This window comes from Allobosea sp. GW823-FHT01F03 (genome assembly GCF_058798075.1).
The window spans coordinates 4,971,252-4,985,868 of the sequence record NZ_CM179505.1 but is presented as its reverse complement, the minus strand read 5'-3'; the positions used below and the strand labels follow the sequence as shown (position 1 = coordinate 4,985,868).

Below are 14,617 nucleotides of genomic sequence, written 5' to 3'. Positions count from 1 at the left end.
TGACCTCAGGACGAGGAGCGCGACGCGAAGCGCCGCCTGAACACCGGACCGAGCGTGGTCAGTCCCTTGGGCAGGAACATCACGATGAGGATGATGATCGCGCCATAGACCAGCAGCCGGTACTGATCGAGATCGCGCAGCAGCTCGACGATGCCGGTCAGGATCAGCGCCCCGATCAGCGGGCCGCTGAAGGTGCTGAGCCCGCCGACCAGCGCCATCGCGATCACCAGGATCATCAGGTCGATGCCGACCGCCGCCGTCGGCGTGAGGATGCTGATGTAATGCGCGTAGAAGGCGCCGGAGATGCCGACCAGGAAGGCGCTGATCCCGAAGACCAGCAGCTTCTGGCGGGTGAGGTTGACGCCGAGGCTCTCCGCGGCATCCTCGGCATCGCGCATCGCGATGATCGAGAGCCCCGTCCGCGAGCGCATCAGCAGCATGATCACCGCGGTCGAGGCGATCAGCAGCAGCAGGATGAGATAGTAGTACGGTACCTTGTCGGCCGGTGAGAACACGACCTTGCCGAGCAGCGGCAGGGTGAAGCCTTCGAACGGCCGGATGCCCCACAGGCCGAGCTCGCCGCGCGTGATCGTCTGCAGGTTCGAGATCACGATGCGCACAATCTCGGCAAAGCCCAGCGTCACGATCGCGACATGCGCCATCGATCGGATCCGCAGGATCGGCAGCCCGATGAACAGGCCCGTTGCGGTCGCAGCCAGCGCGCCGAGCCAGATCGTCAGCCAGGGGCTCAGGCCCAGCTTGATGCTGAGCAGCGCCGAGACATAGGCCCCGATGCCGAAAAAGGCGTGATGGCCGAAGGTCTTCATCCCGCCAAATCCCGCCACCAGATTCCAGGCCGAGGCGAAGATGCCGAAGATCATCGACAGGATCAGCACATGCAGCAGGTAGGGATTGCGCGTGACCAGCGGCACCGCGACCATCGCCAGGATGGCGACTGCGATGATCAGCCATTGCGCCGGCTTTACCGGTTGGAACATGCGTCTCTCCAAACGGTCGGCGGGAGTGTTGGCATGGCGGTGCTGGCTCTCATGACGGCTTCTTGCCGAACAGGCCCCATGGCCGCCACCAGATCACGGCGATCATCATCGCGAAGCCGATGACGTCGCGCCATTCCGACGAGGTCAGCTGCACGCCGATCGCCTCGACGACACCGAGCAGCAGGCCGCCGGCGATCGCGCCCGGGAAACTGCCGAGCCCGCCGAGAATGACCACGACGAACCCCTTGAGTAGGATCGGCATGCCGCTCCACGGGTTGATCGCATAGATCGGCGCCAGCATGGCGGCCGCGACCGCGCCGAGCGCACCGGCGATGCCGAAGGTGATCAGGTAGATGTGCTGCGCCGGAATGCCGACGACGGCAGCCGCGTCGCGGTCCTGCGCAGTGGCGCGGATCGCCCAGCCCAGCCGCGTCTTCTTCAGGATGAAGGTCATCGCCCCGATCGTCACGATGGCGACCACGAGGATCAGCAGGCGCTGCAGCGGCAGGCGGACGCTGCCGATCTCGATCATGCCGTCGAGATAATAGGGCACGCTCTGGAACTGCTCGCCGAAGGTCAGCAATGCGGCGTTCTGCAGGAAGATCGACAGTCCCAATGTCGCTGCGATCGTCGAGAACATCCAGGCTTCCTTGCCCATCAGGTAATGGACCGTCAGGCGCTGGATCAGCATGCCGAGGATGAAGGTCGCGACGACCGCCACCGGAATGGCGAGATAGGACGGCACCCCATAGGTCACCGCCAGGAAGAACACGAAATAGCCGCCGAGCATGTAGAACTCGCCATGGGCGAGGTTCAGCACGCGCATCGTGCCGTAGACCAACGCGATGCCGCTGCCGATCAGCGCGTACATCGAGCCGATGATCAGGCCGTTGATGATCTGTTCGAGGAAGATCGCGAAGGTCACAGGCTTCCCCTCAAACGCCGAGATAGACGCGGCGGATCACATCGGAATGGATCATCTCGTCTCCTGTCCCCGACAGCACGACGCGCCCGCCTTCGAGCAGGTAGCCATGGTTGGACAGGCCGAAGGAGAGCTGCACATTCTGCTCGTTGAAGATCACCGCGACGCCGTCCTGGTTGATGCGCTTGATGATCTCGCCGATCTGTTTGACGACCCGCGGCGAGAGGCCGAGATAAGGCTCGTCCATCAGCAGCAGACGCGGCTTCGACATCAGGCTGCGGGCGATCGCGACCATCTGCTGTTCGCCGCCGCTCATCTTGCCGGCGATCTGGTCGCGCCGCTCCGCCAGGATCGGAAACAGGCTCTCCACCCATTCGAGCCGGTTGCGCGCCTCCTTGCTGACGCTGCGGTGATAGGCGCCCAGCAGCACGTTCTCGCGCACGGTCATCGCCGAAAACAGGCGGCGGCGCTCCAGCACCATCGCGATGCCGAGGCCCACCATCTCATGCGTCGGCACGCGGGTGATGTCCTGGCCCTCGAACATCACCTTGCCGGATTTGGCCGGCGCCAGGCCCATGATCGCCTTGAGCACGGTGCTTTTGCCCGAGCCGTTGGGGCCGAGCACGGCGACCACCTCGCTCTGGCCGACCTGCATGGAGACGTCCCACAGGACCTGGTAGTCGCCATAAAGGACGTTGAGGCCCTCGACCGTCAGTATGGGGGTATCAGCCATGCCCGTCACCGTCGCCGAGATAGAGTTCGATGACCTCCGGGTGACGCGCGATCTCGGCCGGCGTGCCCTCGGCCATGCGCACGCCGCGATTCATGAAGATCGCGCGGTCGGCAAGCTCGGTGATCACCTTCATGTTGTGCTCGATGATGATCAGCGTCAGCCCTTCGCCGCGCAGTCGCTTCACCAGTTCGATCAGCCCGGGCACGCTCGCCATGTCGACGCCGCCCGTCACCTCGTCGAGAAGCAGCAGCTTCGGCCGCGTCGCCATGGCGCGCGCCATTTCCAGCCGCTTGCGCTGGCCGGTACTCAGCCCCTTGGCGAGAATGTCGGCCCGTTCGCTCAAGCCAACCATGTCCACATAGCGCCGGGCCTCGACGCGCGCATCGGCCATGGAACGGTGATGGGCGATGGCGCCGACCATGACATTCTCGACGACGGTGAGTTCGTCGAAGGGCTGGGTGATCTGGAAGGTGCGCGCCAGGCCTGCCCGGCAGCGCCGATCGGGCCTGGTGTCCGTGATCTCCTGCCCATCGAAGGTGATCCTGCCCTTGGTCGGCGCGTGCACCCCGGCGATGACGTGGAAGGTCGTGGTCTTGCCGGCCCCGTTTGGCCCCATCAGCGCGAGGATCTCGCCAGGTTGCACGGAAAAGCTCAGATTATCGACGGCGACGATGCCGCCGAAAGCCATCGTGATGCCCTCGACCTTCAACAAGGGCGTCACGGGCGCCGGATTTTGCATAGAGTCGGACCCCGCCGCTGCCACGAAACGATCACGCAATGAAACGGCGCGCCGGGGTACCGTTGACTGGTCCCGACGCGCCTGCCGTGTCCTATTTGGCCGGCTTGAACGTGGACGTCGCAGCGGTCGAGGGCCAGATCGCGCGGCTCACGCCATCCTGGATCTGGGCGATCGGCACCGGGAAATAATCCGCGCCGGTCTTGGGCGTATGGATTTCGGTATCATAGACCAGCCGGGCGATGACGCATTGCGAATCCGTCTTGGCGAAGGCTTCCGACAGCTTGGCGGGTTCGATCGAGCCGGCCTTCTTGATGTTGTCGAGGAGCATCGTCATCTGGCAATAGCCTTGGGCGTGGTCGCCATTGCCCTCGACCTTGGCCTCCGTCTTGAACATCTCCGCGAAGCCCTTGTGCTTCGGGTTGTTGACGGGGTCGAAGAACAGCGGCGTCCACAACAGCCCGTTGGCGGCGGCACCCGCGCCCTTCAGGAATTCCGGGCGGATCGGATAGTAGACCGCCAGGTGGAGCGATTTGAGGCCCTGCTCCTTGATCTGCTTGACCAGCGCGATGCCGGAATTGACCGAGGTGAAGATCGAGATCAGCACGTCGGGCTCGTTGCCACGCAGCTTGGAGAGCTGAGGATAGAAATCGGCATAGCCGAGCGGCACGGTCTCGCTCGACGACACCGACCAGCCGTCCTTTTTGAACAGCGGCTCGGTATATTCGACGTTCGATTTGCCGTAGTCGGTGTCCTCGACGATGAAGGCGACCTTCTTCTTGTCGGCCTTGACGGCGCCCTGCTTGATCAGGTCCTGCACCGAGCTGAACAGCGCATCGGCATAGGCATCGCTGTTGAAGCTCGCCTTCCAGAAATTGCCGAACCGCGCCGGATCGCTCTTGATCTTCTTGGCGATTTCGATGGAGACGGGCTGTCCGCTCATCATGAACTTGCCGAAGCTTGGCGCGACTTCCATCAGCGCCAAAGTGACCGAGCTCGCGATCGTATCGCCGACCAGGATATCGACATTGTCGCGGGTCAGGAGCTTCTGCGCCGCGCTGACGCCGACCTCCGGACGCGAGGCACTGTCCTCGAAGATCAGCTTGATCTTGCTCTTCGCGCCGCCGATCTCGATGCCGCCGGCCTTGTTGGCCTGCTCGGCCGCGACCTCATAGGCCTGCCGCATCGAAATGCCGGAATTCGCCGCCGGGCCGCTCAGGGGGCCGATCACGCCGATGGTGATGTCGCGCGCCGAAGCGCTCCCCGCCATGCCTGCGGTCGTGGCGCCGATGAGCGTTGCCGCAAACGAATAGCGGAGGATCTTGTCTGTGACTGCCATGATATTCCCCCTGTTCCTGGTTTGCTTATCGGGAGCCGCCACACGGCTGCGACGCTTCTAGGCCGGTTCGGCCAGCGGCTCGGTTCCGCACCACTCCGCGATGAACAGCGCCATGGCCTTGGTGATGCTTTTCACCGACGACAGGCTGACGCATTCGTCGAAGCCATGAATGTTTTTGGAAATCGGCCCGTAGCACAGTGACGGAATCTGATCGTACAGCGCGTAAACCCGCGTATCGAGATAGGCGGGCGTCATGAAGGTCTCGAGCGGGGCCGCGAAAACCGCTTCGTGGGCCCGGCCGAGCACGGCTTCCGCATCCGAGCCCGGCTCCAGCACAGAGCCTTCGGTGTGGAAGCCGTTGAAGGTGATGCGCGGCGCGTTATTGGAGAAATATGCATCGCCACGGGCGAAGTTCTCGATCGTTTCGCGAATTTCTCTGGCGGCGTCGGCGGCGCGCACGCCAGGGTAAATCGCGATCCGGCAATCGAACACGCACCAGCACGGCACCGAGGAGGCCCAGTCGCCGCCCTCGATCTTGCCGATGTTCAGGTTGATCGGGTGCGCCTCATTCTCGAAATGCGGATGCTGTGCCTTGCGTGTGTTCCATTCTGCTTCGAGTTGGCGCAACCGGCCGATCACCCGGTAGGCGGCATCGATGGCATTGGCGCCCTGGCCCATCTCACGCACATGCACCGGCACGCCGCGCACCTCGACCTGGAACCAGATCACGCCGGCATTGGCCCGGACCAGCTTGTTGTCCTCCGGCTCGGGGATCAGCACCGCATCGGCCTTGTAGCCGCGCAGATGCGTCATCAGGGCGCCGTTTCCGGTCGATTCTTCCTCGACGACCGACTGCACGTAAACCGTCGCCGCCGGCTGCAGGCCGAGACGACGCAGCGCATCGAGCGCGAAGACATTGGCGGCAGCGCCTGCCTTCATGTCGCCCGCGCCGCGGCCGAACATCCAGTCGCCCACGATTTCGCCGCCATACGGCTTGTGCTGCCACATCGCTTCGGGCCCAGGCGGCACCACGTCGAGATGCGACTGGAGGATCAGCGACCGCCCGGTTTCCTTGCGCGGATGATGGATCGCGACGACGATCGGCGCCTTCGAATGGTGTTCCGACCAGGGCGAGCCGCCGGGATGGGCTTCGATCGCCGCTCGGTCCATCGCGAATCGGTCCATGACGTAGCCGCGGCTGCTCAATTCGCGATAGGTGAAATCCTGCACGGCATGTTCTGCGCCACGCACCGAGGCAAACGAGACCAGCTTGCGAGTATAGGCGGTCTGGTCGTCGAAACCCTTCTCGACCGACGCAATAATGGCGTTCTGCAGTTCGGGCGCCAGTGCCATCATCCCTCCTCGCCCTGGCAGGTTGCCCGCCTGAGCTTCCGGCGCGCTTCTTATGAGCGAGCTTCGGTTCGACGCTGCAATAGGAAAAGCACTTTGCGATGGTGTCAAGCTGTGTCACGAGGTATCATCAGGCGATACGTCGTCGTGAGCATTAGCAGGCTTGCCCGTTCGCGAAACAGGTCGTGAAAGAGGCTGCGATGGAAGCAAGAGACGGACTGTCCAAAGTGCGTGCCGTCGAGCGGGCCATGGCGATTCTGCGCGCCTTCAGCCCTGCCGCCTCACGGCTGTCGCTTGCGGAGCTGACGCGACATACTGGCCTCGACAAGAGCACTACGCGGCGGCTGCTGCAGACACTCGCCACGGCCGAGTTCATCGAGTTTGACGACAGCACCAAGACCTACGCCCTTGGGCCGGGCATTCTCCTGCTCGTTCCGGGCGTACGCTATGGCAGCGACCTGCGCGATATCGCGGCGCCGATTCTGGCCCGTCTCTCCGAACGGACCGGGGCGACCTCGTTCATCTGGACGTATTTTCGCGGCTTTGCCCTGTGCCTCGACCGTGTCAAAGGGCCCGATCTCCATATCGTCACGCCCTGGTCCGCCATCGGTACCCGCATCGCCATGAACTGCGCCGGCGGCCCACGCGTCCTGCTCGCCTTCCTGCCGCGCGAGGAGCGTGCGCATGTGTTGAGCGGGCCGCTGCCGCGCCACACCGTGCATACCGTGACGGATCCGGCTGCGCTTGAGGCTGCCGCGGACGATATCAGGCAGCGCGGCTGGGAATTCGCCGTGGATGACTACACGCTCGGCCTGTCGGGCCTCGGTGCACCAGTCTTCGACCATGCAGGCGCACTCGCCGGCAGCATCAGCATCACCGCCCTGACCCCGCAATTCGTCATGCAGGATGGCAAGCCGCGCGATCTTCCGCTGGTACTGGAGGCCGCTGCCGAAATCAGCGCGCGGCTCGGGCGTTGATATTGCTTGGGTTGCCGTTTCGGGAAGGCTTGGAGCGGATGAAGGGACGATGCGGGCCGCCATAGCTGACATGGCATGCGCGGACATTGGGCTCGGCTGCGCTGCCGAACCGCACATGTGTGGTTGTCGGCTGGCTCGGCGCGCCCTGCACCCCGGCGATCCTGAAGCGTCGGGGCTCGCGGCAGTGACGGCATGGAGTTGATCCGCTTCCGTCGACTGTTACGGAAGCGGGCCAATTCCAACTCCGTAGAGCATCGAAAAGAACGAGAACCAGAGGATCGTCAGTTGCCGCGTGCGGACCCGGCCGATGCGGTTGGCGCGAGCCTCCGCGCCCCCGCCGCGGGGGAGGGGGCGGTATCCGCTTCGCCCGGAAATGCTCTACGAATCGAGGGCTGAAAGATCCGGCGCGCAATTGTGCCATTCCGTCACCCGCTGGAAGACAGCGCCAAGGCGGGCAATGAACGCCTCCGAAGCGGGGGCCGAAAGCAGCTGGATCCCGACCGGCAGCCCGGAACCCGAAAAGCCGGCGGGAAGGGCAAGGCCCGTCGCATCGACGAAGTTTCCGGCGCGGGTGAAGACCGCGGGCGAGGAGAAGTCCTCGGTAACCTCCGACACGGGGATGGCAGGATCCGCCAGGCAGGGCGTCAGCAGCGCGTGATATTCCCTGCTCCAGCGCTGCCAGACCAGCTGCATCTCACGATGATAGCCCAGCGCGTCGAGATAGGCCGAAGCGGAGATCGCCTTGCCGCTGAGCACGCGGCTCCGGACGCCTGGCCCGAAGGGGAGTGCCTCATCCTCGATATGGTGGCGGTGATAGGCATAGGCCTCCGAGGCGATGATCACCCCGTTCGCCTGCATGAGGCGCATGAAATCGAAGGGGACGGTCGCCATCTCGATGGTGGCGCCCAGCTCGCGAAAGGTTGCGATCGCCGCTTCCGTTGCCATTTGGACATCGTCGGCAACCGGCACGGGATAATGGCGCGGGTCCATGGTCGCGATGCGGATGCCTGCGAGCGGGCGTGCACGTTCCGTCCCGGGCCAGCTGGCCTGATCGCCATGCCGGGGGGCGTCGCCGACGGCCCGGGTCAGGAGAAGCGCATCCTCGGCGGTCCGGGCGAGAAACCCGATCGTGTCGAGCGTCGAGGACAGCGGGACAGTGCCGGCCAGATCGATCCGGCCGCGCGAGGTCTTCAGGCCGGTCACGCCATTCGCCGCAGCCGGGATTCGCACGGACCCGCCTGTATCCGAGCCGAGCGCGGCAGGAACGAGGCCTGCGGCCACCGCGACACCGGATCCGCTCGACGAGCCACCCGGAATCCGCGGTTCGCTCAGATCCCACGGATTGAGCGGCGTGCCGAGATGCGGGTTGGTTCCCCAGCCGCCAAAGGCGAATTCGACCATCTGCGTCTTGCCGAGAACCACCATGCCGGCCTCGATCAGGCGCTGGACCACCGGCGCTGTCGCATCTGCGCGACGCTCGCTCCAGACACGCGAACCGGCTGTGGTGACACGTCCCTTGATGTCGCAGAGATCCTTGACCGCAATCGGCAGGCCATCCAGCGGGCCCAGCCCGTAGGCCGCCGCGCGACGCCGGTCGGCTGCATCGGCCAGATCGAGCGCGGCCACCTCGTCGACCGAGGCGAAGGCGTTCAGCGCTCCATCGAGCCGCCGGATGCGATCGAGATAATATTCGGTCAGGGAGCGGCTTGAATGGGTTCCGGCTTCGAGGCCGGCGGCCAGCGTCGAAAGCGTGGCCGAGGTCAGGTCGGGCATGAATGACTCAAAAATTGGGGACCGGCTCCATCGCGGAGCCGGTCCCGTTCAGGATCAGCGCTTGTTCCAGGCCGGGATCGGGAAGACCGGCTTCACGGTGGCGACATCCTTCGGCCAGACGGTTTCGAGCCGCCCGTCGGTCTGCGCCTGGAGGACCGGGAAAGGCATCTTCAGCTGCTTGCCGGTCTCGTCGATCGCATAGGGGCCGGCGAGGACCGTCACCTTGTCGGAGAGATCGAGCGAGGCCTTCTTCAGGGCCGCCGCATCGGTGCTCCCGGCCTTCTTGATGATTTCCTCGGTCAGCACGCCCGCGCCATAGGCCAGGACGGTCTGATAGTCCGGCGCGAACTCGGCGTTCGGGAACTTCGCCTTGTAGGCGTCGGCGAACTGCTGGCGGTTCAGCCCGGCGGTGACCGCCCAGTTGATCGCCGGATGGTAGTTGGTGTGGCTGAAGATATAGGCGCCATCCTTGCCCACGGCGGCCGCGAACTGCGGCGTCGAGGCATATTCCATGAACACGAACGGGAAATGGATGTTGAGCTGCTTCATCTGGCGCAGAATGCTGATCTGGTCGCCCTCATAGGCCGCCGGGAACAGCGCTTCGGCACCGCTGGCGCGGACCTTCTGCAGGATCGTGCTGAAGTCCTTCTGTCCCTTGGGGAATTTCTCGAGCAGGACGAGCTCCATGCCCGCCTCCTTGACGAGCTCGCGCCCGCCTTCCGCCTCGCCGGCCGGATAGGGTTCGTCGGAGTGGATGATCGCGACCTTCCTGACGCCGAGATCCTTGGCCAGTTCCGTCGACGCCCGCAGGATGGCCGACACCGGCATCTGCGTGCCGGACACCATATATTTGAAGCCCTGGCGATAGAGATCATTGCTGGCGGCCGACCAGACCATCATGTATTTCCCGTGACGCTCGGTCACGGTCGCGGCCGCAGCGGTCAGCGTCGAGCCGAACGGCGCGAAGACCAAATCCACCTTCTCGTCGGAGATCAGGTTCTCGTAGACGCGCGTGACCATCTGCTTGTCGCTGCGATCGTCCAGCTTGACGATCTCGACCGGGACCTTCTTGCCGCCGATCTCGATGCCGCCGCGCTTGTTGACGTCGTCCACCCAGATATCGATGCCGCGTGCGCCTGACTGCGAGGCGAGCGCGAAGCTGCCGGTCGACGAGACGGTCATGCCGACGCGGAGCTTTTCGGCGGCCTCGGCCGCGCCGGCCATGATGAGCGCGCCAAGTGCACCGACGCTCACCGTCCGAAACAGTGTTGACCTCATGAACATTCCTCCCTGCTATCGCGTGACGCCAGCGTCCGCCGGCGCGAGCCTTCATGGCTTGATCCGCAAGCTGATCCAATCCACCTATAACGTCAAGTAACAGGCGAGCGGGCCATGGCGCTGAATTTCAGGCAGACGGAAATCCTGTGGGCCATCGTCATGGCCGGGTCATCAAGCGGGGCTGCCCGGCTGCTGAATGTCAGCCAGCCCGCCGTCAGCAAGATGCTCTCGCAAATCGAGGCCCAGCTCGGCAGCAGCTTGTTCGAGCGCGTGCGCGGCAAGTTGCAGCCGACCGAGCAGGTGCGGCTGCTTTTCGACGAGATCGCCAAGGCGCAGAAGATTATGCGCCGCGTCAACGATATCGCCGACAGTCTGACGAAAGAGGGCGGCGGCGCGCTGTCCCTGGCATCGATTCCCAGCCTGGCCTACGCCATTGTTCCCGGCGTTATCGCGCGTTTCCGGCTGGAAAACCCCGAAATTGTCGTGCGCTTGGAAACCGGCGCCGTGCCGGAGATGATCGAGAGCGTGCTTCAGGGCGAGGCTGAGCTTGGCCTTCTGGTCATGTTGACGGATCATCCGCTCCTGACCGTTCTGCCGCTGTTCGAAGGGCGTATGCTCGCGGCGCTTCCGCGGAATCATCCACTGGCCGTCAAGCCGTTGGTATCGCTCGCGGATCTGTCTCCTTATCCGCATATTCTCGTCGGCAGCCGCATGCCGTTCGGCATGCTCACGAGCAGCGCCTTCGAGCAGGCCGGCTTGCCCTGCCGGGTCTGCGCCGACGTGACGAACAGCCTGCAGGCCTGTGCGCTGGTCGATGCAGGCGTTGGTGTCGCGCTCGTTGACGAGTTCACGGCGCGGAACCTGTCCTGGCTGAATGTCGTGACCCGGCCGCTCAAGGAAAAAATCTCGCTGCGGACCAGCATTGTCCACAGCCGTAATCGGCCGCCGGGGCCGTTGGCGAAGCGGTTCATCGCCTTGCTCCGCCAGTGATCCGCGGAGCCTGTCGCGGGGTCGGCCGGCTCTCCTCGCCGGGCATGGGCGCAATTTTCGGCCGAGGCTCTGCAAAGAAAATGGACACAGGGAGTAACCTGTAGTTATGATGCCTCCGGATAAGGAGTCGGGCAGCTCGCGCTCGGCCATCAGGGAGGTGACATGCAGTCGGCGGATCACGCGGCGGCGGTCGAGGCCAGTCGCAGACAGGATGAGGGTGGCGAGCGACTGCGCGCGCGCATGGCGGCAGCGTTCTTTGCTGCGGTCATTGCGGCGCTTGCGCTCGTGCCGGTGCTGACCGGCAATACCTCCTTCGCCTTCTACCTCATGCTGTGGATCACGATGGCGAGCGCGCTCAACATCGTGGTCGGTTTCACCGGCTACCTGCCCTTTGGCTATGTCGTCTTCTACGGCGTTGGCGCCTATGCGGCCGGCATCTGCTACAAGGTCCTCGGTTGGCCGATCCCGCTGGCTCTCGTGGCATCCGGGGTCGCCGGCATCTGCCTGGCGCTCCTGCTCGCGCCGACGCTGCGGCTCAAGGGCGTCTATTTCGGCATCGTCAGCCTGGCGCTGGCCACGATCATGCGTCTGATCATCGCCAACCTGCCCTCCGACATCACCGGCGGCAGCATGGGGCTGATCCTGTCCTCCTCGAACAACCCCTTCGCCAGCTACTATGCCATGCTCCTCGTCATGGCGGCGACGCTGCTCAGCGTGCTCTGGCTGGCGCAGTCGGCGCTCGGCAAGGCGCTCAAGGCGATCCGTGACGACGATGGAGCGGCCGCCTGCATCGGCATCGACGTGCCGCGTACCCGCCTCGTGGCCTGGCTGCTTGCGGCGCTGTTCCCGGCGCTCGCCGGGGGCGTCGAGGCCTGGCACACCAATATCATCGATCCCGAATACGCCTTCCACGTGCTGATCACCGCGAAGAGCATCGTCTACGCGATGGCGGGCGGTTTCGGCACGATCATCGGCCCGGTGGTCGGCGCCGCAGTGCTGCTCGGGATCGACCATGTGATCTGGCAGAAATTCCCGCTGATCAACCTGCTCCTGCTCGGTCTCGTCATCATCGCGCTGATGCTCTTCCTGCCGCGCGGGATCGTCGGAACCGTGCTGAAGCGGCGGCCGCAGCTGCGGCGCTTCATCGCCTGAGGGGAAACATCGTGAGCGGACTTCTCCTTCAAGGCATCATCAACGGCCTGATCATGGGCGTGATCTACGGTCTGATCGGCGCCGGCCTGAACATCGTATTCGGCGTGCTGCGCGTCGTGAACTTCGCCCATGGCGAGTTCGTCATCCTGGGCGCCTATTTCGCCTGGTTCCTGTTGCAGGCGCTCGGCATCCAGCCCTTCCTGGCGATGCCTCTGACCTTCGCCGTGTTCTTCGGTGTCAGCTACCTGCTCTATTTCGTGCTGATCCCGCCCTTGGCCAAGGCTGACGACCCAGAGATCTCGTCGCTTCTGCTGATGTTCGGTGTCTCGATCTCCATGGGCGCTCTGATGCTGCTCGTCTTCGACGCCGATGCCCGCTCGCTGTCCTTCGAAATGGAGCCGGTCTTCCTGACGTTCGGACCGGTCGTCGTGCCGACCGTAAGGCTGGTCGCGCTCGCCGCCGCGTTGATGATCGTCGCCGGGCTGGCCTATTTCCTGTACCGGACCCATACGGGCAAGGCTCTGCGAGCGATCATCATGAATCGCGACGCTGTGCGCATCGTCGGGATCAAGGTCGAACAGCTTTCGGCGATCGCCTTCGGCCTCGGCATCGGCCTCGCCGGCGTGACCGGCATCCTGACGGCGCTCGTCTTCCCGTCCTTCTCGCCTTTCGTCGGTGCGGACTACACGCTGATCGGCTTCGTCGTCATCGTGCTCGGCGGTCTTGGCCATCCGATCGGGGCGATGCTCGGCGCCATTCTCTTCGCCGTCACCGAGCAGGTCGCGTCGATCTATTTCAACCCGTCGATCGCGACGATCTGCGGCTTCGTACTGATGGTCGCGACCATCTTCGTCCGCCCGACCGGCCTGCTCGGCCGGCAGGCGCTGCGCTGACCGGGGCATCGTCATGTTGAAGGTTGAAGGACTTCAGAAGCGCTTTGGCGGCGTCGCCGCGCTGCGCGGCGTCGGTTTCCATCTGCCGCGCCGCGCGATCCTGGGCGTGATCGGCATGAATGGCTCGGGCAAGACCACGATGCTGAACTGCATCAACGGCATCTACCAGCCCGATAGCGGCAGCATCCGGCTCGACGGCAAGGAGATCGGGGGCCTGCCGGTCCACACCATCGCCCGGCGAGGTATCGGGCGTACCTTCCAGGTGCCGCGCGTCTTCTCGCACCTGTCGCTGCTCGACAATCTCGATGTCGCGCAGGGCCAGATGGGCTTGAGCGCGGCGGAGCGCTACGAGGCATCCTCCTACTGGCTGAACAAGGTCCAGCTCTTCGGGCTGAGGCATAATTTCGCCGAGGAACTGTCGGGCGGACAGCAGAAATTGCTGGAGCTCGCCCGGATCATGGTCGCGAAGCCGAAGGTCATCCTGCTCGACGAGCCCTTCGCCGGCGTGAACCCCGGCCTCGCCCAGCTTCTGATCGCGATCATCGCCGAGCTGCCGCGCGAGCACGACTGCTCGGTGGTTCTGGTCTCCCACGACCTGACCTCGATCTACCAGCTTTCGGGCCATGTGATCGTACTCAACGAGGGGACCCTGCTCTGCGAGGGGGACGCCAACACGGTGCGCAACGATCCTGCTGTGATCGAAGCCTATCTGGGAGCCTGACATGTCCAGCCCCACCATGGCCATCAAGGACGTCACCGTCGCCTATCACGGTGACATCACCATCCTGAACAAGGTCAGCATCGAAGCGCGGGCCGGACAGGTTACCGGCATCATCGGCCCCAACGGCGCCGGCAAGTCGACCGCGCTGAAGACCTTCTTCGGTCTGCTGCCCTTGCGCTCGGGCTCGGTCACCCTGCACGGGCGCGATATCAGCCGGCAGAAGCCGCATGACCGCGCCGGAGAAGGCGTCGCCTTCGTCCCGCAGCATCGCAGCCTGTTCGCCGATCTCTCGGTCGAGGACAATCTCGTGCTGGGCTGCTGGGTGTTCCGCCACGACAAGGCGCGCGTCCGGCGGCGCATCGATGCGATCTACGACCGTTTCCCGATCCTCAGGGACAAGCGCAACGATCCGGTTTCCAGCATGAGCGGCGGCCAGCAGCGTTTCGTCGAGTTTGGTCGCGCACTTCTGCTCGAGCCCTCGGTCATCTTGCTCGACGAGCCGACGGCGATGCTGGCACCGAAGATCTCGCGCGAGTTCTACACCTTGATCCGCTCCTTCGCGGATGAGGGGATGACGGTCATCCTCGTCGACCAGAACGTGCGTCGCTGCGCCGAGGTTTCCGACCACCTCTACATCCTCGAACTGGGACGCAACAAGGCTGACGGCAGCCGCGAACAGTTCCAGGAAGGCTCCGCGCTGCGCGACATGGTCGCAGCCTGGATGGACTACAAGATCGACTGACCCGGGAGCGCGT

14 protein-coding genes are annotated in these 14,617 nt (G+C 64.5%); 6 read left to right on the top strand and 8 right to left on the bottom strand.

Translation table 11 applies throughout. From position 1 onward, the window contains the following. Nucleotides 1-5 precede the first annotated feature (5 nt). The 6 genes from AC3RCC_RS23860 to AC3RCC_RS23835 all read right to left on the bottom strand — a co-directional run bounded on the left by AC3RCC_RS23860 (nucleotide 6) and on the right by AC3RCC_RS23835 (nucleotide 6,081). Entirely contained in the window at nucleotides 6-998 is a 993-nt protein-coding gene (locus AC3RCC_RS23860) for a branched-chain amino acid ABC transporter permease (protein ID WP_291640451.1), read from the bottom strand. Nucleotides 999-1,047: 49 nt separating this feature from the next. After that, entirely contained in the window at nucleotides 1,048-1,923 is an 876-nt protein-coding gene (locus AC3RCC_RS23855; RefSeq protein ID WP_291640449.1) for a branched-chain amino acid ABC transporter permease, read from the bottom strand. A 10-nt stretch (nucleotides 1,924-1,933) separates the two neighbouring features. Next, entirely contained in the window at nucleotides 1,934-2,653 is a 720-nt protein-coding gene (locus tag AC3RCC_RS23850) for an ABC transporter ATP-binding protein (protein WP_291646493.1), read from the bottom strand. Next, nucleotides 2,646-3,374 carry an ABC transporter ATP-binding protein gene (locus tag AC3RCC_RS23845; RefSeq protein WP_492256819.1) on the bottom strand — a complete coding sequence of 243 codons (729 nt, stop codon included), beginning with the start codon at nucleotides 3,372-3,374 and terminating at the stop codon, nucleotides 2,646-2,648. The genes AC3RCC_RS23850 and AC3RCC_RS23845 overlap by 8 nt, the downstream gene beginning before the upstream one ends. A 109-nt stretch (nucleotides 3,375-3,483) precedes the next feature. Continuing rightward, nucleotides 3,484-4,728 carry an ABC transporter substrate-binding protein gene (locus AC3RCC_RS23840; RefSeq protein ID WP_291640444.1) on the bottom strand — a complete coding sequence of 415 codons (1,245 nt, stop codon included), beginning with the start codon at nucleotides 4,726-4,728 and terminating at the stop codon, nucleotides 3,484-3,486. Between the two features lie 57 nt (nucleotides 4,729-4,785). Next, complete coding sequence (locus AC3RCC_RS23835) at nucleotides 4,786-6,081, bottom strand: ArgE/DapE family deacylase (protein ID WP_492256818.1); 1,296 nt, start codon at nucleotides 6,079-6,081, stop codon at nucleotides 4,786-4,788. A 245-nt stretch (nucleotides 6,082-6,326) separates the two neighbouring features. Here AC3RCC_RS23835 and AC3RCC_RS23830 point away from each other — a divergent pair, with 245 nt between their 5' ends. Beyond that, the gene (locus AC3RCC_RS23830; protein ID WP_492256817.1) at nucleotides 6,327-7,055 is read left to right on the top strand and encodes an IclR family transcriptional regulator; all 729 of its coding nucleotides are present in this window, start codon (nucleotides 6,327-6,329) and stop codon (nucleotides 7,053-7,055) included. A gap of 378 nt (nucleotides 7,056-7,433) precedes the next feature. Here AC3RCC_RS23830 and AC3RCC_RS23825 read toward each other — a convergent pair whose 3' ends face one another. Together AC3RCC_RS23825 and AC3RCC_RS23820 are read right to left on the bottom strand one after the other, a co-directional pair. Continuing rightward, on the bottom strand, nucleotides 7,434-8,828 hold the full coding sequence (locus tag AC3RCC_RS23825) for an amidase (protein ID WP_492256816.1): 1,395 nt from the start codon (nucleotides 8,826-8,828) through the stop codon (nucleotides 7,434-7,436). 54 nt (nucleotides 8,829-8,882) lie between these two features. Further along, a complete protein-coding gene (locus AC3RCC_RS23820; RefSeq protein WP_492256815.1) occupies nucleotides 8,883-10,106 on the bottom strand; it encodes an amino acid ABC transporter substrate-binding protein in 1,224 nt (407 codons plus the stop codon). A gap of 114 nt (nucleotides 10,107-10,220) precedes the next feature. Between AC3RCC_RS23820 and AC3RCC_RS23815 the strand changes: the two genes are divergently transcribed. The 5 genes from AC3RCC_RS23815 (at nucleotide 10,221) to AC3RCC_RS23795 (ending at nucleotide 14,604) form a co-directional block, all read left to right on the top strand. Beyond that, nucleotides 10,221-11,096, top strand: coding sequence for a LysR family transcriptional regulator (locus AC3RCC_RS23815; RefSeq protein WP_291640435.1), 876 nt, complete (start codon nucleotides 10,221-10,223; stop codon nucleotides 11,094-11,096). 162 nt (nucleotides 11,097-11,258) lie between these two features. Then, nucleotides 11,259-12,248 carry a branched-chain amino acid ABC transporter permease gene (locus AC3RCC_RS23810; protein ID WP_291640433.1) on the top strand — a complete coding sequence of 330 codons (990 nt, stop codon included), beginning with the start codon at nucleotides 11,259-11,261 and terminating at the stop codon, nucleotides 12,246-12,248. 11 nt (nucleotides 12,249-12,259) lie between these two features. Then, entirely contained in the window at nucleotides 12,260-13,141 is an 882-nt protein-coding gene (locus AC3RCC_RS23805) for a branched-chain amino acid ABC transporter permease (protein WP_291646487.1), read from the top strand. Between the two features lie 13 nt (nucleotides 13,142-13,154). Then, on the top strand, nucleotides 13,155-13,862 hold the full coding sequence (locus tag AC3RCC_RS23800) for an ABC transporter ATP-binding protein (protein WP_291636783.1): 708 nt from the start codon (nucleotides 13,155-13,157) through the stop codon (nucleotides 13,860-13,862). A 1-nt stretch (nucleotide 13,863) separates the two neighbouring features. Then, nucleotides 13,864-14,604: a branched-chain amino acid ABC transporter ATP-binding protein gene (locus AC3RCC_RS23795; protein ID WP_291636782.1), complete on the top strand. Its 741-nt coding sequence runs from the start codon at nucleotides 13,864-13,866 to the stop codon at nucleotides 14,602-14,604. Nucleotides 14,605-14,617 lie beyond the last annotated feature (13 nt).